The sequence below is a fragment of the Bradyrhizobium sp. NBAIM01 genome (assembly GCF_020194115.1).
Classification (GTDB): domain Bacteria; phylum Pseudomonadota; class Alphaproteobacteria; order Rhizobiales; family Xanthobacteraceae; genus Bradyrhizobium; species Bradyrhizobium yuanmingense.
Genome location: NZ_JADYVU010000001.1, coordinates 1,139,770 through 1,164,351 on the forward strand (window position 1 = coordinate 1,139,770; position 24,582 = coordinate 1,164,351).

At 57.4% G+C, this 24,582-nt stretch carries 20 protein-coding genes; 7 read left to right on the forward strand and 13 right to left on the reverse strand.

Annotated elements, in window-relative coordinates; genetic code table 11:
* Positions 1-105: 105 nt before the first annotated feature.
* The 3 genes from I6F31_RS05050 to I6F31_RS05060 all read left to right on the forward strand — a co-directional run bounded on the left by I6F31_RS05050 (position 106) and on the right by I6F31_RS05060 (position 4,224).
* Positions 106-1,650 (forward strand): carbohydrate porin, encoded by a 1,545-nt coding sequence (locus I6F31_RS05050; protein WP_225184899.1) that lies wholly within the window; start codon positions 106-108, stop codon positions 1,648-1,650.
* Between the two features lie 708 nt (positions 1,651-2,358).
* Positions 2,359-3,615 carry an extracellular solute-binding protein gene (locus tag I6F31_RS05055; protein ID WP_225184900.1) on the forward strand — a complete coding sequence of 419 codons (1,257 nt, stop codon included), beginning with the start codon at positions 2,359-2,361 and terminating at the stop codon, positions 3,613-3,615.
* Between the two features lie 402 nt (positions 3,616-4,017).
* Complete coding sequence (locus I6F31_RS05060; protein ID WP_225184901.1) at positions 4,018-4,224, forward strand: hypothetical protein; 207 nt, start codon at positions 4,018-4,020, stop codon at positions 4,222-4,224.
* Between the two features lie 82 nt (positions 4,225-4,306).
* On the opposite strand, the gene I6F31_RS05065 is transcribed toward I6F31_RS05060, so the two are convergent.
* From I6F31_RS05065 to I6F31_RS05090, 6 genes are all read right to left on the reverse strand, one after another.
* A complete protein-coding gene (locus tag I6F31_RS05065; protein ID WP_225184902.1) occupies positions 4,307-4,468 on the reverse strand; it encodes a hypothetical protein in 162 nt (53 codons plus the stop codon).
* A 343-nt stretch (positions 4,469-4,811) separates the two neighbouring features.
* The gene (locus I6F31_RS05070; RefSeq protein WP_225184903.1) at positions 4,812-5,879 is read right to left on the reverse strand and encodes a hypothetical protein; all 1,068 of its coding nucleotides are present in this window, start codon (positions 5,877-5,879) and stop codon (positions 4,812-4,814) included.
* 252 nt (positions 5,880-6,131) lie between these two features.
* On the reverse strand, positions 6,132-7,022 hold the full coding sequence (locus I6F31_RS05075; protein ID WP_225184904.1) for a TauD/TfdA family dioxygenase: 891 nt from the start codon (positions 7,020-7,022) through the stop codon (positions 6,132-6,134).
* Positions 7,023-7,121: 99 nt separating this feature from the next.
* Positions 7,122-7,970, reverse strand: coding sequence for a carbohydrate ABC transporter permease (locus I6F31_RS05080; RefSeq protein WP_225184905.1), 849 nt, complete (start codon positions 7,968-7,970; stop codon positions 7,122-7,124).
* Positions 7,967-8,923: a sugar ABC transporter permease gene (locus I6F31_RS05085; RefSeq protein ID WP_225184906.1), complete on the reverse strand. Its 957-nt coding sequence runs from the start codon at positions 8,921-8,923 to the stop codon at positions 7,967-7,969. The genes I6F31_RS05080 and I6F31_RS05085 overlap by 4 nt, the downstream gene beginning before the upstream one ends.
* Positions 8,920-10,098 (reverse strand): ABC transporter ATP-binding protein, encoded by a 1,179-nt coding sequence (locus tag I6F31_RS05090; protein WP_225184907.1) that lies wholly within the window; start codon positions 10,096-10,098, stop codon positions 8,920-8,922. Before I6F31_RS05090 ends, I6F31_RS05085 begins: the two co-directional genes overlap by 4 nt.
* 1,336 nt (positions 10,099-11,434) lie before the next feature.
* Between I6F31_RS05090 and I6F31_RS05095 the strand changes: the two genes are divergently transcribed.
* The 3 genes from I6F31_RS05095 to I6F31_RS05105 all read left to right on the forward strand — a co-directional run bounded on the left by I6F31_RS05095 (position 11,435) and on the right by I6F31_RS05105 (position 14,075).
* Positions 11,435-12,307, forward strand: coding sequence for an isocitrate lyase/phosphoenolpyruvate mutase family protein (locus tag I6F31_RS05095; protein ID WP_225184908.1), 873 nt, complete (start codon positions 11,435-11,437; stop codon positions 12,305-12,307).
* A gap of 412 nt (positions 12,308-12,719) precedes the next feature.
* Positions 12,720-13,001, forward strand: coding sequence for a helix-turn-helix transcriptional regulator (locus I6F31_RS05100; protein ID WP_225184909.1), 282 nt, complete (start codon positions 12,720-12,722; stop codon positions 12,999-13,001).
* Positions 13,002-13,139: 138 nt separating this feature from the next.
* Positions 13,140-14,075 carry a LysR family transcriptional regulator gene (locus I6F31_RS05105; protein ID WP_225184910.1) on the forward strand — a complete coding sequence of 312 codons (936 nt, stop codon included), beginning with the start codon at positions 13,140-13,142 and terminating at the stop codon, positions 14,073-14,075.
* 266 nt (positions 14,076-14,341) lie between these two features.
* Here the strand turns inward: I6F31_RS05105 and I6F31_RS05110 are convergent, their stop codons facing one another.
* The 3 genes from I6F31_RS05110 to I6F31_RS05120 form a co-directional block, all read right to left on the reverse strand.
* Positions 14,342-14,842 carry a DUF2285 domain-containing protein gene (locus tag I6F31_RS05110; RefSeq protein ID WP_225184911.1) on the reverse strand — a complete coding sequence of 167 codons (501 nt, stop codon included), beginning with the start codon at positions 14,840-14,842 and terminating at the stop codon, positions 14,342-14,344.
* An 85-nt stretch (positions 14,843-14,927) separates the two neighbouring features.
* Complete coding sequence (locus tag I6F31_RS05115; protein ID WP_346656462.1) at positions 14,928-15,164, reverse strand: DUF6499 domain-containing protein; 237 nt, start codon at positions 15,162-15,164, stop codon at positions 14,928-14,930.
* A gap of 124 nt (positions 15,165-15,288) precedes the next feature.
* Positions 15,289-15,561, reverse strand: a complete 273-nt coding sequence (locus I6F31_RS05120; RefSeq protein WP_225184913.1) for a DUF2285 domain-containing protein — start codon at positions 15,559-15,561, stop codon at positions 15,289-15,291.
* Positions 15,562-16,194: 633 nt separating this feature from the next.
* Here I6F31_RS05120 and I6F31_RS05125 point away from each other — a divergent pair.
* A complete protein-coding gene (locus I6F31_RS05125; RefSeq protein ID WP_225184914.1) occupies positions 16,195-16,476 on the forward strand; it encodes a helix-turn-helix transcriptional regulator in 282 nt (93 codons plus the stop codon).
* A gap of 160 nt (positions 16,477-16,636) precedes the next feature.
* Here I6F31_RS05125 and I6F31_RS05130 read toward each other — a convergent pair whose 3' ends face one another.
* The 4 genes from I6F31_RS05130 to I6F31_RS05145 form a co-directional block, all read right to left on the reverse strand.
* Entirely contained in the window at positions 16,637-17,980 is a 1,344-nt protein-coding gene (locus I6F31_RS05130) for an LLM class flavin-dependent oxidoreductase (RefSeq protein ID WP_225184915.1), read from the reverse strand.
* A gap of 716 nt (positions 17,981-18,696) precedes the next feature.
* Positions 18,697-21,177 carry a CoA transferase gene (locus tag I6F31_RS05135; protein ID WP_225184916.1) on the reverse strand — a complete coding sequence of 827 codons (2,481 nt, stop codon included), beginning with the start codon at positions 21,175-21,177 and terminating at the stop codon, positions 18,697-18,699.
* A 988-nt stretch (positions 21,178-22,165) separates the two neighbouring features.
* Positions 22,166-22,948 (reverse strand): SDR family NAD(P)-dependent oxidoreductase, encoded by a 783-nt coding sequence (locus tag I6F31_RS05140; protein ID WP_225184917.1) that lies wholly within the window; start codon positions 22,946-22,948, stop codon positions 22,166-22,168.
* Between the two features lie 172 nt (positions 22,949-23,120).
* Positions 23,121-24,407, reverse strand: coding sequence for an aminotransferase class I/II-fold pyridoxal phosphate-dependent enzyme (locus I6F31_RS05145; RefSeq protein ID WP_225184918.1), 1,287 nt, complete (start codon positions 24,405-24,407; stop codon positions 23,121-23,123).
* Positions 24,408-24,582 lie beyond the last annotated feature (175 nt).

Here is a 24,582-nt window from a genome sequence, read left to right on the forward strand (position 1 = left end):
ATCACATCGAATTATCTGATGCCTGTCATCCTCCAGTTGCGGTCACGATGCCACACACAGCGCACAACGGCTCTAACCGCGTCTGAGGGACCTATGCGCGTTAAGATGAACAGTAACGATGTACACAATGATCAGAAAAAACGGCCGTACTCGACATCAGGACATGCGTTCCGCTTTCGATCCATTGCAAAAGCGGAGCTAGCACTTGCATGTATCCTGGCAGCTCATCCGATTGCCGGAACGGCGCTGGCACAGACGACGAACATGCCCAATCAGAAAGGAGAAACTCCGAGCGAGATCACCAAGAAAAACGTTCAAAAGAAGCTGGTCCAAGTTGGGGCTGATACCGGCGATAAACGAACAGCACGTCCTGCCGCCCGCCCAGCCAGAGCTAACACCCCCCAGCCCGACCAATTCGCGAAGTTCGAAAACCTCCGCATAAAGGGATTGGAAGTCAACTTGCCTGGCCCAGCCGATACTGTGATTCAGGACAAGGGAGGGATAAGGTCCGCGCTGGCAGAGATTGGAATCGGATACATTGCCTGGACGCAAAATACCTACGTTAACAACCTTCTGCCCAATGCAGCCAAGAGCACCATCGCCAACCAACTGTATAGCGGACAGAATCCGACTTTTTATACCCTAAACTACATGATGATGACCTATGATCTCAGCCGATATGGGATCCCCGACGGTCAGATCATTGTTGGAACAGAGCAGCAATCTTGGACATGGCAGCCCGGCGGCCCAGATAGATGGGGGATCAATACGATCGCCTACTACCAAACCTTTCTTGATCGGAAGCTCGAGCTCAAAGTCGGCTATCTCATGAACTCATATGAGCTTGCCGGCACGGTTGTCGGAGGAAATCCAGGAGCAAACGTCTTTGGACCCTCATCGAATGTGCTGTATCAAGGAGGGATGAACTTCGCGCCGGCGCCGACACCAACTCTCAACTTGACCTACCATTTTGATGATCGGCTGTATAACAAAGTGTCACTCCAACGCTCTACCAGTCCAGACGGGGTATTTGCGCATATTACTGCAAATCCAACGGGCTTAAACTGGAGTACAGCGAACGCGGGCATTCTGTTGCTTGATGAGAGCGGCTATCGCAACCGCGCGGCTCCCGGTTTACCAGAGACATGGTTGCGGGCGGGTGTTGGTTTCAACAACAGCCACTACACGAACTTGGCACATCCAACCCAACCGAGAGCTGACGAGAATAGCCTTTATTACGTCGCTGCTGACAGACAACTCTGGCAGAGCCATGTCCATGATGCCGCATCTCGCGGCATCTATGGTGGATTCTCGGTTATGGGAGCTCCGCCTGACCTCAACAAGGTTAGCCAGTATTATGAGGTTCGGCTTTACGCGAAGGGACTCTTTGATAGTCGGCCCAGTGATCAGATCTCGCTTGTTGCTACCGACACGGTTTGGAGCAGATTTGCGGTTGATGCTGCGGCGGCTAAAGGAAATCTCGTTCATCGTGACGCGAAAGCAATCTCCGGAACATATACTGCGCATCTTGGCCCCGGAATATACGCGAGCTTGGGGCTGACATATATCGATCATCCGACAAGCATCACATACACGCCCCAAATCGGCCATGCCCTAAACTTCTCGGCGTCTACATCGATATTCTTCTAGCGAAGTCGCCCGGCTACGTGAAGCCGCTCAAGACTGGATCAGCTAAATCGTGGCGCCTCGGAGATCTGGGCGAGCCGACATGCAAACGACGCGTCCGAGGTTCGCTTAAAGTACGCGCGGGAGACGCCACTTGCGTCCCCTCGCAGTTTCATTGGTTGGTCAACACCGGATCCATGCTTACAGCGCTCCAACGAGCGGCTCGCCAGTGGATATTTGCGACCTTTTGCGCCAGATCTAGCGCGGCGCTCAACCTGCCAGCCACGGCCTTGGCCGCTCTCGCGATGAACCGGACCTTGCTAGGCGCGGACGCGTCCATGGCTCGATTTCGCCCGTCGCGTTCGGCCGCGGAGATGATCTGCCGTTCTTTCCGCGGACACGCGCAAGTTGATACTTACCCCAGACCACGCCAGTGATTACATGTTGCGCGTTTCTCATATACTTTTTCGATGGATGTCATTTGCGTGTCGCCATCTACATCTTGAAGTTCTTCGCGAGCCAGCGCGATCGAGAGGTCGAGGAATTATAGCTGCGATGAGATGTGAAAAGAGTGGCAACGCGCCATTGACGGCCAACCAATCGGAAATGCTCCAGGCTGACGTCTGCCCCTTGGGTTCACTGGTCATCGGCGCAAATGCTTCACAAACATAAACCGCGCGACGAGCGGCCGGTTGAAGCGCTTGCTCGCTGAATTCTTTTGATTGGAGGCTAATGATGCGACGTCTGCTCACGGTGGCTTTGTTCTCGCTGGTTTCGATTGTCATCGCCAAACCGAGTATGGTTTACGCGCTGGAGCTGCGTGTGAGCTATTCGCCGGCCAATTTTTCCCCGATGTACAATGCAGTCGCGGCTGAATTCACGAAAGCGTACCCCGAGATAACAATCAAGTTCGAAACGGCCAAGAGCTACGACGAATTATTACAAAGTACCTTGCGCGCCCATTTGATCAACGACGCGCCCGACGTCTCGCACCAGGGTCTCAATTATATAAGGCTGCTGGCCGATCGTGGCCTTGCCGTACCGCTCGAACCCTTTATCTCGGCCGGACCGGAGTGGAGCCAGGAGGGTGTTGCCGAGGCCATCCGAAACATCGGATCGGTTGGTGACAAAGCTTATGCCGTTCCTTATTCGCTGACGACGCCAGTGCTATTCTACAATAGTGCCCTTCTCGCCCGCGCTGGCGCTGCCCCTGCGAACCTCCCCGATACCTGGGACGGCGTTTTCGATTTGGCACAGAAGATCTCAAAGTTGGAGCCGAACGTCAGCGGGTTCTACATGGAGTACAATGCCAATGGGGCGTGGGGCTTTGAAACACTGCTCTTTGCGCATGGCGGCAGGATGATGACCAAGGGCGAGGACGATATCGCGTTCGGCGAGCGGCAGGGGCTTGCCGCTATGGCAATCCTAGCGCGCGCCGCAGATTCTGGTATGATCGACTTGTCTCGAGACAACGCCCGTCAGTCATTTGTTGGCGGCAAGATTGGTATCTACTTGACGTCGAGCAGCCTTCTCGCTGATTTCGAGCAGAAAATCGGTCAGCACTTCGTGCTTGCGATGACGCCGGTCCCCTTGGCGCACGACGGCAAGACGTTGGCCGCCGGCAACGGAATGACGATGCTAACCAAGGACCCGGCGCGGCAGGAAGCAGCCTGGAAATACATCAAGTTCGCCGCGAGCCCGCGGGCACAGGCGATCATGGCAGCGATGACGGGCTATACACCAATCAACACGGCCGCTCTGTCGGATCCACAGCTACAGAAGCTTTATCGCGAAAAGCCGAACTACACCGTTCCGCTGCGGCAACTTGGCAATCTGATGGCTTGGTATGCATTTCCGGGCGAGAACAGCACGAAGGCTGCGGCGATGATCGTGGACAAAATGCAACTGGTGTTAGGCCGTAAACTCTCGGCGCAGGCGGCGCTCGAGGATGCCGCCAAGGAGGCGCGCAAGCTCATTCTGAAGAAGTGATGCCGTGCTAAGGCGCGGCTCCTGTACCGCCTCTCTGATCTTTCTTGGTGGACCTCGTGTACGAGCAGCATCGGAGCGGTCGCTCGTGACGCCAAGTAACCTCTGCTACCTTGTTAGTTCCGTGACGAAGGTCAAACCCGCACCGGCGGCAAAGCGGTTTTGCGCCTTGCGCTCGCGTTGCAACGCGGGCAACCGGGTTCATACCCTGACAAGCTGAAGTTACCGACGCGAACTTAACATGTGTCGACTGGCGCCGGGCCTCCATCCAATCCCTTAGGGTGTGCGAATTGCAGGCGCAACCCAGACCGATCGAGCAGTAATAAGGCGCACGATAGCGATGAACGCCGACTATCGCACCGCCGACAGTGTTAGGAGCCAACTTTTGTTTCGCTGGGGGCTAACATGGCTAAGACTTTTCCGGCTGTGGCGGCGGTGCTCGCGTTCGCCATCGTCGCCGGCAGCAACATTTTGTCGGGCTTTATGAGCGACTATCTCGCCTGCGGCCTCGCCTCGGCCGCTTCATGCGTTGCCTGGCGCAGCAGCAAGCGGCGTTTTGTCAACCGCGCGCATCGCGAGATGGTGCGCCTCTATGGCTCGGAGTGGAGATAAAGACTCCAATCTTCAGGCCTAAATGCGTGGCTTCCTTTGCGCAAGCGCCAAGCGCAGCGTTTTTCTTTAGGATTGCAGAGCCTTAGAGATCGCAGCCGCCACGGCATTTTATCTCGTCCTCCAGCTCTTTCAGCAATCTGAGGAGTTCGGGACCGTCCATGTCCTCACGCGCGACACGCTTATAGCGCTCCACGATCGTCAGCTCAGTCTGTGAAAGAGGCTCCGCCTCGTTTTCCACTGCCATCTCCCGATCCCATAGATGGCGGGCGCATTTTGGCTCTCAGTCACCGGTAGAGGCCACGAACCGTGCGGTGATGCCGAAGGTTAGCACGGCGCCAGTAGATTGTCTCTGCAAGAGTCGAGGGATCTACCAAGCCGCCGACTGCTGTTGGTCCGCTCCTCTCGAGGGCTGCTCACAGTGGCATGGAGAGGAGGGCGAGCAAGCCGGCGGCGGCCGCTGCCCAAAGCAGCGCATGCTCAATCCACTGTAATCGCGGGTCCCGACACCTTGTGAGGGCGCGGGCATTATCGAAACATGCGTATAAATGCAGTGAGTGACTGTTTGGGAATGGCTGAAGGCCGTCACTCTATTTGCTTGGTACGGGTTGATTGCAGAAGATGGCGGAGACTTCGGCCTGCAGGGATGCGATTTCGGTGGCGAGATCTGTTAGATGACGTACTGTTGCTTCGGCACTGCGCTCACCTAGGAAGAAGAAATGACCGCCTGACACAGTACGCGTGAGACGGCGTGGCAAATCTAACATAAGCGAGCGCAACTGCTCCCAAAGCTGAGGACGGATAGTGGAAAGGTCGGGGCATCCGCTAACGTAGCGCTCGAAGACGTGCTGTGCGTTCAGGAAACCCCAGGTGAGTGAATCGGTCAGCGCATGACGCGCATCAGAAGGCCGCGTCGGCGCTATTACACCCGTTAACGGATGGGAACCGAAATCGAAAGTGCCGAGTTCGTCCGTGACTTCGGCTACCGAAACGGCAGCGCTGCGCGATCTCAGAAATTGTGGCTCTCCGCGCAGCAGAAGCGGCGTATTTACACGATAATCGCGTTGATAGACATCTTCGGGGATGATCACGCGATTGTTGTCGGCCGCTTGGGCAGCAAGTTCAGCGCACCAATTTGAGTGACGCCTTGGCAGACCCGGCTCGTCGGCCGAGAGAGCCCACAAGCCCGCCTCCGTCACCGGCTCGCCCCTCCCGAAGACGGGCACCAGGCCGGGAAACGGAGCGCTCGCGGCGAGCGAGATAAAGCCGATCGGCGGCAAACCGCCTCGGGCGAGCCCTCGACAGACTGCGCGCGCAACTCGACCCGCCATGCTCCAGCCGGCCACGATGACCCGCCGTGGCGCCGGGCTCGGGCCCAAGAGGCTGAGAGTGATCGCGGTCACCGATGCCCCCCAGTCGCTCACGGTCATCTCGGGATAAAGCCGGGGAAAGGAGGGATGATCACTGGGATAGGAGGCGGCCAGAAGCCCCCATCCGACCTCGCGCAGCCAGAAGTCGAGGAAGTCACGTGGATCCGCCCCCGGGTGGCCATATGCGACCCGGGCCAGATGGCCACCGCCAGGCAAGAAAACGACGGTTGGGTTTGTGCCGGTCGGCGGGCGCCAAAACACAATCGCCGGAAACGAGCCGCCATTCATAAACAGCTCGTTCGAAAATAGCGTGGCCGCCGATCTCGCGGCGGGCTCTGAACTTGTCGGGCAACAGGGAACCACCCCACCTCTCCAATGATGGCTCGACTTGTGTTTCGGGGAAAACGCCGCCAGTTCTTGGGGCTATCGGACCGAGGCTATGCTCGTCTTCGCAGGCATGGATGATCGCTGCAGGGCGAGATGGCACCGCTCACCTTCACTCTGCTCTTTCTGCTGCCACTCAGGCCCTAGCGTGCTAGATTAGGACGCCAATGCATACGGGATCGGTGGCTCACCCTGCGTCGTGATATGCCATAGAACACGGCGTTCTCGAGAGTCGAACGCCTCACGTCTATGGAGCGTGTAACTATTATCGAAAACGAAGAGATCATCGACACCTATCACGTCGCCCCATGTATCGTTGTAGGCTTCGACGTATGTCCATAGCAGGTCAGAAAGCTTCTCACTCTCTGCGCGCGTCAAGCCTTCGATAAGGCATTGTCGCTGTCGAGGGAGATACAGGGATGGTCTTCCACTATGGGGATTGAGGCGCACGAGCGGAAAGCTGGGCCCAATATGCCGACGATCCGCCCCTTCGGGGAGTGCTGCAATTTGCTCAGCATATTCAGGAGCGAAGTTGTACGGCGAATAATGGATGCAACTCAGCCGGCTCAGATAGGATGTCAGGCAGAGAGGCAGGCGATCATGGACATCAGACAGGTTCATGAAAAAGGTCTTCGGTGGATTTGTTTTGGGCGATTCGCGCCCGTACAAGAACGTCAATTTCACCGGCTGTGGCAGATAGGTGCCGTCGGTGTGCCAATAATTCTCAGAGGAACCACCGTCACCGATCGGGCGACCATCATCATTCGCTACGTTGGAGACGACCTTGATTTCAGGATGGCCAGGCAAATGCGCGTTACTTGGCGCTGCGGCGCGCTTTAGCGTCTTTGTATGGCCGAAGGCTGAAGCTAGCCTGACGAAGTCGCTTGGTGACAGATGTTGACCACGAAAGCGAAGTACAAGGTGCGTTTCAAGCGCTTCGCGAAGCGCGGCGACAAGCGCGGCGTCTTTCGAGTCCGCCAATCTGCATAGATCGACATTGGCGACGTCCGCGCCGATTGCGGAAGAAAGCTTTGTTATTGTAAACATCGGAGTTCCCTTTTCAAAACCATATTCATTTCGGCACTTGCCCGGGGCAATGCCAGCGCATGCGACGAGGGAAACACTTCAACCCCCTCGGTTCACGTGTTATTTGACGGCCCCTCCGGTCAGTCCCTCGACGAACCAACGTTGCGCTGCAAGGAAGGCGATGGTGAGCGGGAGTACCACGACAGTGGATGCTGCCATTAGCGGACCGTAGTCGCTGCCGGCCTCCTCATTCTTGAAGACCAGAATACCCAGCGGTGGCGGCATCAGGGACTGATCACGTACGGCGATCAGTGGCCAGAACAGGTCATTCCAGTGCGCGACCACCGAGAAGATCGCGAATGCGATAGCGGCCGGTCGTGCCATCGGCACCATGACCTTCCAGACGATAGCGAGTTCACAGAGACCGTCGAGGCGTGCAGCGTGCACGACATCATCCGGAATCGTCTTGAAAAATTGCCGGAACAGGAAGATGCCGAACGGCGAGACGACATAAGGAAGGATCAGCACGGTGTAAGTGTTGAGAATGGCGAGCTTGTACCCGAGGACGAATAGCGGCAGCGAAAGCACTTGGTGCGGGAGGATCAGACCGGCAAGCACCATGCCGAACACGAGGTCGCGACCGAAAAATCGCAGTTTTGCAAGCGCGTAAGCGCAAGGGGCGCAGAGGAGAATTTGGAAGGCCAGTATGACAGCGCATACCACCAAGCCGTTGCCCATGTAGCGGAGCAGCGGCGCTTCAGTCAGCGCTTTTTCATAGTTTTCGATGCCGTAGAATTGCACCGGCCAGAAGGAGAAGGACGCGTGGAATATCTCACCCGGCGCCTTGATCGAGAGCGAGATCATCCACAGGAAGGGAACGAGTATCAACGCTGCTGTGACGAGTAACACGGCATGGCGAAGGATGCCGGCAAGCGACGAGAAGCCTTTGACGGAAGTGGCCGCGCTCATTGGTAATGCACCTTCCTATCCATGACGAGGGCGTTGATCAGCGTGAGAGTTCCGACCATGGCGAGAAAGACGACGGCGATGGCGGCGCCATATCCGGTGCGCAGATACTCAAAACTCTCTCGATAGAGGGTGTAGAGCAGCACTTCGGAGGCATCTCCAGGGCCGCCCTGCGTCAGTACCTTCACCGCGTCGAAGCATTCCAAGGCCCGCAGTGTCACGCCAATGACAACGAACAACGAGACTGGCCCGAGCAAGGGCAGAGTGACGGTGCGCAGGCGGTCGATCCATAAGTCGGCACCGTCGACATCGGCCGCATCGTAGAGATCTCGCGGGATGGTCTTGAGGCCCGCGAGAAACAGCACCATCGCATAGCCTAGATTTTGCCAGATCCCGAAAGCGCCCAACACCGCAAGGACAGTATTTTCATTGCGCAGCCAGTTGGCGGTCGGAAGGCCGATTGCGGCGAACATCTGGTTCACGAGGCCCATGGTGGGATGCAGTAGCGCCTCCCAGACAATGGCCATCGTCGTGACCGTCGCCATAAAGGGCAGGAAATGGACGGCACGATAGAACGAGCGACCGGTTTTTCCGCTTTCAATCAGAAGTGCAACGATAAGGCCGATCAGCAGCGTACCCGGCACGACGATCAGAACATAGACAGCGGTGTTGGCGAGGGAGGCCCTAAAGGTGGCGTCCGCGAACGCCTCGCTGTAGTTGGCAAGGCCGACGAAGGAAAAAGAACCCGCCCCGAGCTGCCAGTCGGTAAGCGCGATGGAAAACACCCCAACCACCGGCGCCAAGAATAGCACCAGCAGAAAGAAGACCGCCGGGCCAGCCAGGGCGTATCCTGCGAATGCCACCACAAAGGCTTGCCGACGAGCTGGTGAGACCGCAAGACATCGCCGCGTTAAGGACCGAATATAGGCGTCGGCAAAAACATGAGGCTCGCTCATCGCGCGGCCTCCCGAAACGGAGCGACGTATCTGCAAACAGGATCTGCTTCCCGCCGTAAGCGCCGTCCATCCCGTGTAAACAGAAGAATGCGATCCGGTCTCGCGCCGATGTGTAAGGTCTGGCCGGGCGCGATATGCGGCGCCCGCTCGGCGAGCAGCCTTGCGACGAACGGCTGATCGATGCCGGCAAGATTGATGTGTACGAAGAGGTCTGATCCCATGTGCTCAACCATTCGCACCGAACCTGTCAGCACCCCCTGGCCAGCGTGGTCCGCGAGATAAAGAGCCTCCGCACGAATGCCGAGCGAGAGCGGCGTCCCCACCAGGGCATCGGCTTCGATCTGGAGCGTCGAACCAGCCACGTCGATTAAGCCGCGTTCGCGCATCACGCCATCAAGCAGGTTGATCTTGGGTGAGCCGATGAATTCGGCAACACGGCGATTGTCTGGATCGGAATAGATGCTCTGTGGTGGAGCAACCTGCAACAACTCACCATCGAGCATCACCGCGACGCGGTCCGAAAGGGTCATCGCCTCGGCCTGATCATGGGTAACATAGATGAAGGTGACCCCGAGCCGTTGGTGCAGCTCTTTGATCTCGGCGCGCATCTGCACGCGCAGCTTGGCGTCGAGATTGGATAGGGGCTCGTCCATGAGGAAAACAGCTGGATGGCGCACCATCGCCCGACCAACCGCGACACGCTGGCGCTGGCCGCCGGAGAGTTGCCCCGGCTTGCGCGACAACAGGTGGCCAATCCCAAGGGACTTAGCCGTACGGGAGACGTCCAGCCAAATGTCCGCGGCGATCTGCGTCGTTCTAGGCAGAAGACGGCCGAGAAGAGGGAGCCTTTGTAAGGCAGAGAGCCGACGCATCCGCAACGGCAGTGCAATGTTCGACGCGACACTCATATGGGGATAGAGTGCATAAGACTGGAACACCATTGCGACATCCCGCCGCTTTGGCGGCATTCCATCCACCACGCGCTCGCCGATAGCGACGGAGCCGGCGTCCTGCACCTCGAGTCCGGCCAGGATACGGAGCAGCGTCGACTTACCACAGCCCGACGGCCCCAGCAGCGTCAGAAATTCACCATCGGCTATCGACAACGAGACGTTGCGCAGGACAGGCGTCTGACCGTAGGCCTTAACGATGCTTTCGATCAAAACAGATGCCATTGCATCACTTCCTCGCGGGCATGAAACTTTTTGCTCAAGCTGCGGACCTTCAAAACCTATCCTGCTACAGCTGGATGACAGGTATCGAATAAGTAGATGGAAGCCCCTGCAATATGCGATAAACGCACTACTGCAGAGTTAAACAGTGCTAAGCAGCGTCGCGCGAGGTCGCTTGACAACGGACCGGCCGCAGCGAGCCGACCTTGGCGCTGCTTCCTTAAGGGGCGGCGCGTAACTTCTTGCTGGTGAGCCAGAAAGCGGTTCGAGCTTTTGTTGATCATTTCGTTTTGGACAGGAACATTCAGACGTCTGCGCGGCACCCAATGCACAAAGCCGCCGAGTATATTGCTCTTGGTGGTGAGGCGCGGCCGCGAAACCCGCCGTGGTCTACGACGACGCGACGCAAGGCATCGCAAGTTGCGATGATTTCATTCAACAAAAACGAATGTCCGTTTTGTTTGTAACTTTGCCGAGAGTAGAAGGCGTCAACAATCCGGCGTCAAACTTCAGGTGCTCTATTGTCTCTCGTTGCAAAACGGCTCAAGTCCGGTCCGTCCCTCAGAAGCCGAGGCCATGACGGCGCGAGCAGCCGAGCTACGCGAAAGTGCGGACGCGATAAACTTGGTCAGGGCGCCCCCTTTCGAAACCCCACTTGCTGCCTGCGAGACCCGCATCTGCGCAATCCGCCGCGGGCCGACGCAATGTACCGCGCTCATCGCGAGCAGGCGCTGCGGTCGCAGGCCGCGGGGATTTTGTCACGATCGTGTCGATCAGACCGCGGTTTTTTTTCCGGCGAAGCAGGCGTGTCCAACGCGAACTTTGCAAGTCTCGATGCCAGGCAACGGCGGTTCGAAAGCCAACGCAATGATTAGTTGGCACGTTCCGTATGACGTCGGACCTTTAACTCTGGTCAACGCCATCAATCTCGTCCGGTGTCGCACCTTTTCCCAAAGCAGCTCGGTCGCGCAATATGCAGCTGTCGAGGCGCGGTCTGGCCCCCGGGATCATCTAGGGCAATTCGCGCGCGCTTCCGCAACGCCGCCAACTCGTCGTCGCGAAGCTGAACCAGGCGGAAGCACCATCGTGCCCCTTACTCGGCTCATTTTGCGCATTTTCCTCCTGCGCCAGTTTGATCGCAAACGCACGCCGGACGGCAAGGTGACAGTCTGACTGCCATGTTCGCCCTCTCGATGCGTTTTGGTGCCGGTAGAGCTCCCCGGCGGCTTCCAGGCTACGCCCTACATTCGCATCTGCCATGCTTCCTCGCTTAAGACTCTCACCCGCGCCTGCGATCGGATCATCACCGCTTGCACCGCCCCATCTTGAAAGACGTCTTATGTCCCCTGCCAAACGCCTGCGCGCCCGGATGGCCGAACGCGGTCTTGTCCACATTATGGCAGCTCACAGCCCCCTTTCAGCGATCCTCGCGGAGGAAGCCGGCTTCGACGGGCTGTGGGCCTCCGGCTTCGAACTATCCGCACTTTATGGCTTGGCTGACATGAGCCTGATCTCGATGGCACAGCATCTGGATATGCTGCGAGCAATCGCTGGACGCACGACGATTCCGATTGTGGCCGACATCGACACAGGCTATGGCAATGCCATCAATGTCATCCATGCGATTGGCGAGTATGAAAGGGCCGGCGCCAGCGCCGTTGTCATCGAGGACAAGACATTTCCGAAGGTCACCAGTCTTGCTGCGGACGCCCGCCAGCAACTGCTGCGCATCGAGGAATTCCAGGGCAAGATCGAGGCCGCTCTCGCGGCAAGACGGGATCCAAACTTTCTTGTGATCGCGAGAACCGAAGCGCTCATCGCTGGCCTTGGCGAAGCTGAAGCCTTGGACCGCGCGCAAGCATATGTGAAAGCTGGTGCCGACGTGATCCTGGTCCATTCAAAGAAAAAGGATCCTGGCGAAATCGAAAGCTTTTCCCGCGCCTGGACAGGTCCAGCGCCGCTGGCCATTGTGCCAAATGCTTATCCGGATTTGGATGCCCGTCGGGTCAAGGCGTTGGGCAACGTCCAGATGATGATCTACGGCAATTACGGGATCCGGGCCTCATGCACGGCATTGAGCGATACTTTCCGCCGCATCATCGCTGATGGCGGCGTGCAGAACGCCCACAAGGATATTGTACCGGTAGAGGAAATCTTCAGGCTGCAAAGAATGGACGAGATGGAGGCAGCTGAAACGCGCTTTCTGCGCTGATGCGGGGCTGAAGACAAACTCTAGCCTTGCCTGATCGACTGTCGCTGCAATCTCGATGGTTTGGGCGGCTCATTCACTCGGGTTGCAACTCCGAATGAAAGACCCTCGGCGCCCGCTCAGTCAGCATCTTTGCTTTTGGCTCAAGGCCGTTCACCCAATCGGCAGCGGAATCGAACGGCTGGCGAGCCAGCTGAACGACCGAGCTCCAGTCAGCAAGCGCCGGCCAAACCCGCTCCGCCACAAACTGCTAGACAATCGACAGTCGAGCGCTGGTGCGGCCCCTCAGTAGTGAGTGGAAACAACGATTCGTGACACGAATCGAATAGTTCGATCGAAAGCCTCCAGATTTGTGATGTGTTTATGTAGGTTATAGCCAGTGGTTTGATGACCATCGAAATGGCTGCCTTCGCGCATGAGAGCTCGTGCGCTTGTGGCTTACAATGTGCGCCGGATCCGCGTCGAGCGCGGTATTCCGCAAGAGCAATTGGCCTACGATGCAGGTGTTGATCGCTCTTATATGAGCGGACTTGAGCGCCAGGAGGCGAATCCGACAGTCGATCTTCTTGATCGCCTTGCCGAGACGCTCGGCGTTGCTGTCTCCGAGCTGTTTGTTCGGCCATCCAAGGGTGCACCGCCGCCCGCCACCTTACCTAAAGGTCGCAAGCCGAAGGCGGCACGCCGCAAAAGGACCTAGTCCCCCTGACAGCACCGAGCCGTTGGCGCCGATCTTGTGCAATACTGGACCAAGTATGAAAGCGCTTCCACGCGGATTTTCTGCGCACCCGAGCCTTATTAGCGGCAATCCCGCTATGGACATCGAATAATGTGATGGATGTTCAATCTGGCGGCGGATCAGACAATGGCGGCTCAAGACGATGAAGTTCCTTTAAACGCCATCCGCGCTTTTGTGATCGTCGCACGCGAAGGAAGCGTCACCCGCGCAGCCAGCAGCTTGGGAACGACGCAGAGCTCGGTCAGCCGCTATTTGTCGGTCCTGCGGGACTATCTCGGTGCGGACCTCATCGAGCGGCGCGGCCGACGCAGTCATTTGACCGAGTTCGGAAGACTATTTGCTAATGCAGTCTCTGAGCCGCTCGAGACAGTCGGCTTTACCGCCAAGAGAATGCGGCGGCGGGCGGCCGCGGGCACCAATCGGATTGTTGTTCGCACTTCACTATCGACTTTTGCTTCCTCGCTTCTGATTCCAAATCTGCAGGCGTTCTCTGCTGAAGCGGGCGGTGTAATCGTGGACGTCGTCAGCTCGCTATCGCCGCCGACATCTTCGGATGACTATGACATATTGATTACACGCGACCTTTCCGTCATCGAACCTGCCGATAGCTGGGAGATCTACAATGAGGAGCTGGTATGTGTCGGCCCGCCCAATCTGGTCGCGGGCAGAGGCCTCTCGATCGTTCGATCAACCCCGATCCTGAACATCACTTCTCGTCCCGACATCCTCCCGACATGGCTGAGGGCCATGAACTTGTCCTCAAACGACATACGAGCGGGCGCGCGCTATGATCACAACTATCTTGCTCTGCCGGCAGTCATGACAGGAAAGTGCCTTCTTGTCGCACCAGAAATCATCGTCAGTGATCTGGTACGAGGTGGCGCTTTGCAGATCATCCCCGGCTCGCGCGCTCCAAGTGGCATGCGGTATCGGGCCTATGCGGTGGATCGCAGCGAGCATCCCGAAATCGCTCGTTCTTTTTGCCGCTGGGTTGCTCGTCTTTGCAAGAAGGCAGCGCTAGCTCAGGCGACCTGAAACGACTCTCCAGGTTGCTTCAATGACTCTGCGCCAGATCGATGTACCGCGCCCCATTCATGTCGAGAGCACTCAACCTGAAAGACAATCCGAACAAGGCGGCCGGCGTCTTCTTCCGACAAAGATTACCTCTCTGTTGCAGCCATCCCGGTGACAAGGGACAGAGTTGAGAGATCGGAACGCAAAGATCTCCTCCTATAGGCGATCGTGCCATGTCAGAAGAATTGGCTGCGCAGAACGGAGGTATGCCATTGATGCCCGAGAGCTCATGAAGTGTCATTCCTGCGTCTGCCCTTGTGGAGCAATGCGCGGCAGCGAAGGCGCATGAGGCGCCGCCCCAGCTCAACGAGTCGAATGGTTCGGCTGCGCAGGTCGTCTGTTTTCCAGCCCCGCTCGCCAATACGATGACTTCCAAACAGACCTTGCGCGATTTGGCGATAGCTATTTCCTTCCTGCCATCCATCCAGTGCGCGCAGCGCGAGGATTAGCCGATGCCGCTTCAAAGCTGGCAAAGCAAGAGGGGGCTTTCCGAGCGGCCGATGCTCAAGGGCGAGCCAAAATCGACGTGCGGCCTGCAAGCGAAGCTCGAAATCGGCATCGAGCGGCAGGTCGAGCACGACAGCAGACACCCTCGCCGGAAGGCTCCTCAGCCAAAGGCGATGCTTCGCGCCGCCGAGCGGCACGATGGCATGCCAGCCATCCGGCGCGCGACGAAGGTCGGTGCCCGGCAGATTGCCGAAATCGACTTGGTAGCCTTTCGGCGCCACGCAGTTGGCCGCCCGCACAGGTAGTACGGTCGACAGCACTTCGGGTGCCCAGAAGACTGCTTGCTTGTCGAATGTCTTTTGCGGATCAGCTGGAAAACGAGAGCCCCCACTTCCGTCGGAACTGGTCCGTGGTTGCGCTTGATCGTTGTCGGCGAGACAACCGCCTGTAATCCTCTTTGTAGTCGGGATCCCGGCGCATCCACTCCCAGGCCACGTCGGCAGCTTCTGCCTTCTTGAGGTCGCTGTATGCTTCCTCAGATCTCCACTTAGTACCCGGCATCGCACCATTTCTCCGCAAGATTTCACGCGCAGCGAAGTGCATCCCATGATTGTGGCCCTTTCCGGCTACGTAGGTGCCGCGTACCGGCCTTGCACGCACTTAATCGATGGAATGATCGTTTTTTGCGATTGCTAGGAATTCCGCTGATCCTGAGATCGGGCGGTGTTCACTGCTTTGGCCAACCGCTACGCAGCAGATCACGATAGCCATGGCCTGCTAGCCACTTGGCACGCGTCAGATGACTTTCGAAGGTGCGTCGCGCACGATCCGGTTCAACGGTCGGGTCAAGCCCAAGCACAACGCGCGCGACTTCGCTCCAATCTGCCTTGTCAGCGTCGGCATCGAGAAGTCGCATGTAGGTGATAGCGTGCTCCTTGTCATAAGACGTGAGCTCGTGCGCGCTGGGGGCCAATTCTGCGATCTTCGGGTCGGCCGGCACTGACTGAAACTCCTACCGAACTGAAAATTCTAGCGAAATCCGAGCGACGATAACGAACTTGGGGTCATTTTGGTACCGCTCGAATTGTCGCGGCCCCCTTCTCTTTTGGCCGGACCCGTAGCCGCGAACGCATATCGGCTGGCTCCATTCTGCGCATTTGCTCTTTGATCGGCGCCCGAATCTACTCGCAGTCCACACGGTGACTGATCGCCGATTTGGCACACAGCTAAGGCTGTCCTTGCTCCTCACACCGTGGGAACGGAGTGGTGGCCCCGCCGTTTGCCCGCGCGCTGATGAAAAGGCCGCAGCCTGAAGGGCAGCCAAGTGGAAAATTTCGTTCACTTTTCGAGCTCCAGCAGAACGTTTGTCCTATTTGGTCCCGGCGCCGTGAAAAAGCCGCAGGCCCTCTGGGCTCGTTTGCTGTCCCGCCGGTAGCGAGCTCTGTCGGCCCGCGAGCTCGCTTGTGATGGGTCAACGGGATTCAAAGAAGACAAACTCCACGACATTGCGTCTCACCGTGACTTGCTTCGTCAAAGCAATAGTCCGCGGACAACCAACTGGTTCCGACAGCTTATCTTAATACCCGGTCTATAACCAGTGGTTTCATAATCGTCAGAATGGCTGGCTTTGCGCATGAACGCTCGTGCGCTTGTGGCCTGGAATGTGCGCCGGATCCGTGTAGATCGCGGCATTCCGCAAGAGCAATTGGCTTATGATGCCGGGATCGACCGCTCGTATTTGGGCGGCATTGAGCAGCAGAAAAAGAACCCGAGCATTGATCTCCTGGATCGTATCGCCAGGACCTTGGCTATTCACTTGTCCGAATTGTTCGCTGAGCCGGCCCAGGGTGCGGCGCCTCCCAAGCCAATGTCCAGAGGACGCAAGCCGCCCCGCCGGCGTCGGAGCAGGACGTAATTATCGAGAGAGCCATGTCTATCGCTAACGATGGGGGCAAACGAGCCGGAGCGGCTCACGTGCCCCCTTCGCATCTACGGCGGCCATCCCGACCTCCGGCTCCAAAACAGCACTCACCCCGATCTGTTTCAAGTAAGCAGAGCATCTTCGAGATGACCGCTTACGCCGCTCGCGTAAATCGATTGCCTGGTCGCTTGAGCCCGAGATTTTCTCTAAGAGTGCGTCCGGAGCTTGCCGACCTAAACTTGCCGCGTCGGCGCAATTCAGGAACAACGAACTCCGTGAACTCCTTGAGCCCGCTCGGAACAATCGCCGGAATGAGATTGAATCCATCGGCCGCATATTGATCGAACGCGTTGATCATGGCTTCTGCCACCTCATCTGGCGTTCCGACCACCATCAAATGCCCGCGGGAATCCGAAATCAAGCGAATCAGCTGTCGCCAGGTCAGGTTTCGGCGAGCAGCTAGCTCGAGGAGCACCTTTTGGCGACTCTGAATGAATTTCGTCGGCGGGAGGGTAGCGGGAACCAAAGCATCGAGATTGATCGAACGCAGATTGGTGACGAAGCCCAGCCACCGGTCAGCCGTCTCCATCAAGACGTCTGGATGCGTATAGGACTGCAGTTTTTCTAGCTTATCGGAGGCCTCCTGTTTGGTCCTTCCAATGATCGGGACAATACCCGGCATTACCAATATCTGATCGTCTTGGCGCCCCAGCCCGCGAGCCTTCTCCTTTAGATCTGCGTAGTACTTCTTACCGCTTTCAAGCAAGGGCTGTGCGGTGAATACAACTTCGGCGAATTCTGCAGCAAATTTGACTCCGACCTCTGATGAGCCGGCCTGAACCAGTACAGGGTAGCCTTGGGGCGGCCGTGCGATATTTAGTGGGCCTCTGACCGAGAAATAAGTCCCACGGTGGTTGAGGAAGTGCAGCTTTGTCGTATCTGCGAAGATCCCGCTTTGCTTGTCACGAACGAAGGCGTCGTCCTCCCATGTGTCCCAAAGCCCCTTCATGACGCCTACGAACTCTCTAGCTCGCTCATATCGCGCGTCATGCTCTGGAATCTCCTCATCGCCAAAATTCGCCCCTTCGAACTTATTTCCGGAGGTAACAATATTCCAAGCCGCACGTCCGTGCGAGAGGTGGTCAAGGGATCCCATCATACGTGCGAGATGATAAGGCTGGTGATACGTCGTCGTCGCCGTTGCAACAAACCCGATATTCTTTGTTTTTGATGAGAGAGCCGACAACAGCGTGATCGGCTCAAACGTATCGTTTCGGCCTGCACGCGCTATGTCCGCATTCTCACGTTCGACGACACTTGGGCTATCCGCAAGAAATACGAAGTGAAATGCCGCGCCTTCGGCAAGCGCTGCAAGGTGCGCATAATGGTCGATATCGACTCCGCCAGTCTCCGGCACGCTTGGATCGCGCCAAGCGCCCTCGATGTATCCAGCCTGTAAGACGTATAGTCCGAGCGCCATTTGACCATTACGCGCCATGCCGTACTCCTCTCTCAAACGCCTCTCATGTTAGAGCGACCGGCCCATCGATCGAAAACCCACATTCCATGACCTAAACACCGCGCCATGTTCTTTCAGAGCAGCAGGCAGCAACAAAGCAGCGGAAGGCTCCGGTCGGTAGAGTTGCAAGTCACTGCTTTGCAAGCGCTGTTCCTTCACCTTAGCCTTCGCGCAAAGCTATTTTGCAGCTGTCTCGCTCTTTTGCAGCAGACGTCGAGAGTATAGGTGACACGGGTCCATATCCGGAGCAACAGCGAGCACTGGTAGTTGACTTCAGTGCCACTTTCATCTCGCTATGGACTTGCACCCGAGTAGCAGCGGACTTCCAGGACGTTCGATCTTACCGGTGTCGACCAGCCTGCAAAGAATCGTGTGATCGGTGCAGTTCGATACATGCACGACAACGATGCTATTTGCACTGTAGACGAGCCAGCTGACCCAGTCAGGACGACCGTCTATCTTTGAGCCCGTTCCTCACAGCCAGGTGGCAGTTGTTTCGCGCGGGCATGCGGAGCTTCACATATTCTATTTAACGCATCGCGCGCGAACCGACCCCAATGCCTCAAATGCAAGTGCAACTGCGCTGTTCAGACAATCCAGTCCTCCCTTGACCTGGCGGATTCTGTTACACCTGCGACTGCGTAGGCATACACTTTGTCCTCAAGCCTCCGTGAGAGCCACACGCAAACGCGAGGCTACATCGTCGAGGTTTCTTGAGAGCTTCGTCTTTGGCTCAGCTCCACCTCTGAGAGCATTCTCGTCCCGATGATGCCCTTCCTCTCGAGATCAGCGATTTCGGGCTCGCACAGCCCTAAAAGGCCGGTCAGAATATCCGTGTTATGTTCTCCCAGAACCGGTGCTACTCGGCGGATGGAATGAGACCGTACGCCTTCACGAATCGGGATCGACGATTGCGGGTGCAGACCGATGAAAGCGCGTTCGACGTCCTGAAAGAATGAACGAGATCTGAGTTGCGGATCCTTTAGCAAGTCGACTGGCAGGCGGACAACGCCGGCTGCGATGCTTGCGGCCTGCAGCTGGAACATTGCTTGATCTGCATCACGTGGGCGCGTCCAGGCTTCGATGGCCCTATCAATCGTATCCTCCATCGAACGGCGGCGGTCCGCAACTTTCAGAGAGGGGGCTGCAGCCCAGTCTGCTCGGCCGATCACGCTCGCAAGCCTCTGCCACATACAAGCATCGGTGGCAGCCACTGCAATCCAGTTGTCTTCCCCGGCGCAGCGGAAGCAGCCGTGCGGCACAAACTGAGGATGCCGATTGCCGTACCTTGTCGACGTACCGCAAAGCGATTGGATAATGACCCATGGAGCAGCAAGCGGCAACATGCATTCGATCTGCGCGAGATCGATAAACTGCCCCTGCCCAGTCTCGCGGGCGTGGATCAGTGCAACAAGAACTGCAGCGCAACCATTCAGACCACCTATAGCATCCCCGAACGCAACGTGGCTCATGACCGGCGGCCCATTGGCACTGCCGACCACGTTCGGCAACCCCGAGCCCTGCTCCAGCGTCGAGCCGTATGCCCGGCAATCGCGAAAAGCGCTGTTCTTGCCAAAGGCTGACATCGACATCACCACGAGGCGCGGGTTGAGCATTCTCAATACGTCGTAACCAAGCCCAAGCTTTGGCAGAACATCGACCGAGTAATTGTCGACAACAATGTCGGCGCCCGCTATCAGGCGCTTAGCAAGTGTGAGGCCCTCGGGTCTGGTCAGATCGAGCGTGATGCCGCGCTTATTGCGATTCATCATGCAGAACCGCAGCGTCTTCTCGTACATCTGACGGTTTACGTAATCCGGCCGGCGATCGACACCGCGCCACCAGTCCGGGTACTGGATCGCCTCGACCTTGATCACGTCCGCACCGAGGTCGGCAAGGGTGCGAGTACACAATGGGCCAGCCCAGCCCATGGAAAAATCGATGACGCGAGTTCCCAGCAAAGGCCGTTCGGCCGGGCTGCCGGAGTCGAAGACAACCGGCGCTCCACTGGTGGGCTTGGGCCTGCTATTCGTGAAAGCCTGCCGCTCGCCGGGACACGGAACCCTTCCGCCCCGGCGCGGCGGTGTCAATGTCAGCCGCTGCATCGAGCCAGCCGTCAGCGCTCGTTCCTTGCCGAGCAGAATGGGCACTATTGCACCACGATCGATCTTCTCTTTATCCTGGAGAAGATCGGACATCTCTGGCACCGGTACAATCGGGATCTTGCGCTTTAGTCCCTGGGCAAACCACTGCTGCGCGGTCCGCTTCTTAAGCCTTGGGATGAGCAGTCGTTCGATCAGCTCCATATGGTTCAGACGGTCCGCACCGAGCACCAGAGCTGGATCGTCACGCAATTGAGGAAGGCCGAGCATGTCGCAGAACGCACGCCACTGGGACGGGGTTATTGTTGTGACGCCGAGCCACCCTTTTTTTGTTTCATAGATGCCGACTGGAAAATTCGGGCAGAAGCGATTGATGCCGATCCGGCGCATCGCCTCGCCGCGCTGAAATGCTTCAAATAGCTGATACTCGCTGAGCGTGATACATGCCTCGAAGATACTGAGCGAGTACGATCGACCCGCTCTACTCTGCATTCGCGCCAGCACTGACGAGGCAGCTGCGATAAAGCCCCATAGACCCGCCAGGATCCCGGTCTGGAAATCCGGCGCGTGCAAAGGAGGCCCTTCGACTGGCCCAACCAGTTTGATGAGACCGGCAAGGGCGCGAACGGTCGTGTCGCTGGCGGCGAATTCAGCATAGGGCCCCTCCTGGCCGAACCAGCTCACATCCAGGTAGATCAACGCAGGTTGCAGTTCTCGGATTGCGGCGACATCAACGGGCGGACAGTTCGCGCCATCGATATCGCGGCCATCGATCAGAATGTCGCAATCCTCAATCAACAGTGCCAGTCGCTTGGCGGCCTCTGGGTCACCAAGATCGATGACAATACTTGACTTGTTGAAGTTTAGGAACGCAAACCACGCGCTCTGACCACCTGGGGTTAGCGGAGCGCTGGAGCGAAGTGGATCGCCGGCATGCGGCTCGACCTTCCAAACCTCGGCGCCGAAGTCCGCAAACAGCCGCGCACAATAGCTGCTCGCAGCTGAGCTACCAATTTCGACCACTCGCAACCGCGACAACGCCTCTCTGGTTGGATTCATTTTCTTCAGCCACAACTATGTTTTGGAACTACTAGCCTGCGGATGCGGTGCCCGTAAGCACCACACTGTTCAGGAGAGCCCAGCACCCGCGGCGCTTCAAGCTATGAAAGCTGATAGACCGTCACCATGCGTGTCTTTTGATCGACCCGCTTGCCTTCCGCTCATTCTCGAGGACCTGCTGAAAAGAAGCTCCGAAGTCCCAGCAAGGACGGTGCCGGCGCGCAATGTCTCGAATAAATTTCTCTTCGACACGACAGGAGACGCTTTCGATGCAGATCTATCTCAGGCGGCGAGAAAGCGCAGCTAACGGGTATGCGGCCTAACTCTGAGCGCGAGGTGTAATCTCCGTTCCCCCTGCGCCATCAGACCGGCTAACGCCGGGACACATGCCTTCTGGAGAGACGAGATACCCTGACACCTCGCGCATATTGAACGGGTCAACGCTCGTCATCAGCAGTTCGATAATGCTAGGAACAGTCGTGAACGGCCCATACGCTTCCTCGTTCGGTTACACCCCGCTTGCGCCAATGGGTTGCAGAACGCTCGTATGCCGAACGACAACATAGCACCAACATCACGAATCGAATGCGGAGTTAAGCGTCTGAGATCCACTCGACAATTCCTTCACTTTCAACGCGACATTCCTGTCCAGTAGCGCACAATGCTGGAGCCCGCAAGCCGTGGGCCGTTCCTCCAGAGCGTTCCATGTCGGTCTTCGTTCAATCGGAAAATATCACGCAAGTGGGATGCAGAAGCGCGTCATCACTGATGCATCTCCACGACGCACAGCGATCAAGCTGTCGTCTCTCTAAATTTGGTCTCTCTAGCCTATTCACTCTCATTCCAAGTACAGCCGGCCCTTCTGGAAAGCATGCCATCAGCACGGCCGTCCGACGACGTGAGCCACCGGAGACGTTGCTTGCATCTTGGTAGATTGTTTAGCTGATCCCGTCCGGACCCTATCTAGTTCAGAACGCTGTTGCGCCGTAACGACGCTCATCAGCTAGGCGGCGAACTCGCCACCCGTGATATCGATCGTCGCACCAGTAATAAAGCCAGCCCCCGGTGAAGCCAAAAAAGCAGCGAGGTCCGCGACCTCTTCGGCCCGTCCGAACCGACCGACAGGAATGCGGCTGAGGGCGGAACGGTTCACCGCCGCCTCTGCGGGCCCCGTTAGATCACTGAGAACCCGACCCGGGGCGATACAATTGACCGTAACACCGTACGGAGCGAGATCACGTGCAGCAGCGCGGGTTAACCCGACCAATCCCGCTTTTGATGCAGCATAATGCGGACCTGCGATCAACGGCACGGCGCGGCCCGCCAGAGAGCCGACGTTTATGATGCGTCCATAGCCGTTTGAAATCATTGATGGCGCTAAGAGACGCATTAAAAAGAACGGACCGCTTAGGTTGACATCGATGACTTTTGCCCATTCCTGGGACGACATTTGCGAAAGCCAGGGAACGTTCTGGTCCACGCGCTTTGGAGAGATTCCGGCATTGTTTACCAAAGCGGTGATTTCGCCCCACCGTCCTCGGATCTGGTCAACAAATCGGGTCACCTCAGTCTCCTGAGTGACGTCGACTACCCCCGCACAGAGGCGATCTTCCCAATAGCTAAGGCTTTCGAGTGCACGCTGCACGTTCTTCGTCTGTGTCGCCACCAAGGCCACTCGATAGCCGTCCGCCAAGAACCGTCGCACGATCTCCAGTCCGATGCCGCGTGCTCCTCCAGTCACGAGGGCAACGCCCGGATCACTTTCTCTCTGCTTTCCTGTTACCATGGTTCAGACCGTCGAAAGGAGCGCCTTCCGTTGCGCTCAACGAGGGGGAGATGTCCTTCGAAGAGAAGCACAGTGTCCGCAGCTTAAATGAACGCTCACGTCTTGCGTCCGCCACAGGCGTACCTAATTGCAGCGGCCTGCCTCGTTGGGCTCCTGCCGGCGAGCGGCCCTATCATTGCGCCACGTTCCTTCCTACTTTGTCGACAATGGCCTTCGGTACTCTGTCCAGAATGCAGTCACACAGCCGTTCTATGTCGCCAACCTTATGATCTGCCGTAACACACACGCGAACGCCTGCGTTTCCTTGGGCAACGGTCGGAAAGAAGATCACGGAGGTGTAAAAGCCGGCGTCGAGAAGCTCTCGTGCCGCTGCAATAGCTTTGGCTTCCGATCCGATAGAAACCATTCTGATTGGAAGTGAACTCCCTTGCTCGATCGTCGCTACACGATCGTCAAAAACCTTGATCCGTTGCCCCAACTGCTTCTGACGTTCGCCGAGTTCTGCCGAGAGGTGGATCTTACAAGAGCCCAGCGCCGCACCAACTGCTGCCAAATTGGGTGCTACCGAGAATGCATAGGGAAGAGAGTAACGTCGAAACAGAGCTTCCTGCTCGGCTGTTCCTAGCATCAACATGCCGCCCGATGCTCCGAATCCCTTGGCGAGCGAGGCTGCAATGATTGTGCGATCGCCCAAAGCTTCGGGGAACTGAGTGCGCGCAAATCCTTCCCCATGGCGTCCGAATAGCGATATGCCATGAGCATCGTCAATATACAAAAAGAGCTTATAACGTTCCTGGAGCTCGCGCAGCTCCTTGATCGGCGCGTTCCCCCCCATCGAATAGACACCATCGCAAACATAGGCAACTACCGGGTGTTTGCGGCACAAGCCTTCAAGAGCGTCAATATCATTGTGCGCAATGGTCTCCACTCGTGTTTCGTCTGCAACTACGGGCTTGTGATACGCGAGCGAGAGGTGCGCATTACGATCAAACACGACAACCGGCTTCGCGCCTTCTGTCAACATGCCAGACGCAAGAATGGGCATCGCTCCGAGATTTGCGAGCATGACGGTTGAAAAAGCGATCACACGCGCGCAGAACATTTCCGACAGATTGGCCTCCAGCTTTGCCAGGAGATCGAAATTGAGCCGGGTTCGAGCGCAAGACCAGTGCAGTGATCGATGCGCCTCGATCGCCTTGATCGCGCCATCTACGATCACAGGATGATTATCCAGCCCCAGATAGGAACACCGTACAAAATCAATTATCTCCCGCCGATCATCAAGTGGACCGGTGCCTAACGCAAATGCACGTCCGATCGTAGAACGTCCTTGAACAGCCATGAGACCAGCGGTGTGAGCCGCATCAAAAAATGGCCTGCTCTTGTTGATGACGTATGCGGTGTTCCGAAAGTGCCCTTTCGGGCGACCACCTTCAGGGGGCACGATCTGCTGCTTCATGTCGCTCTCCATTCCCTCTGCAGGCGCGCGCTCCAGGCTGCTGAAATTAGGTAAGGTACGCGGTTTGGCGAAGTCGGGCGGACTCTCTACATGTCCCGAGAAACAGCCTTGTCCGATCTTAAGAGCCGGGACCTTACACATGGCAGGTCGCTCTCGCAGCTACTAGGTCAAATAG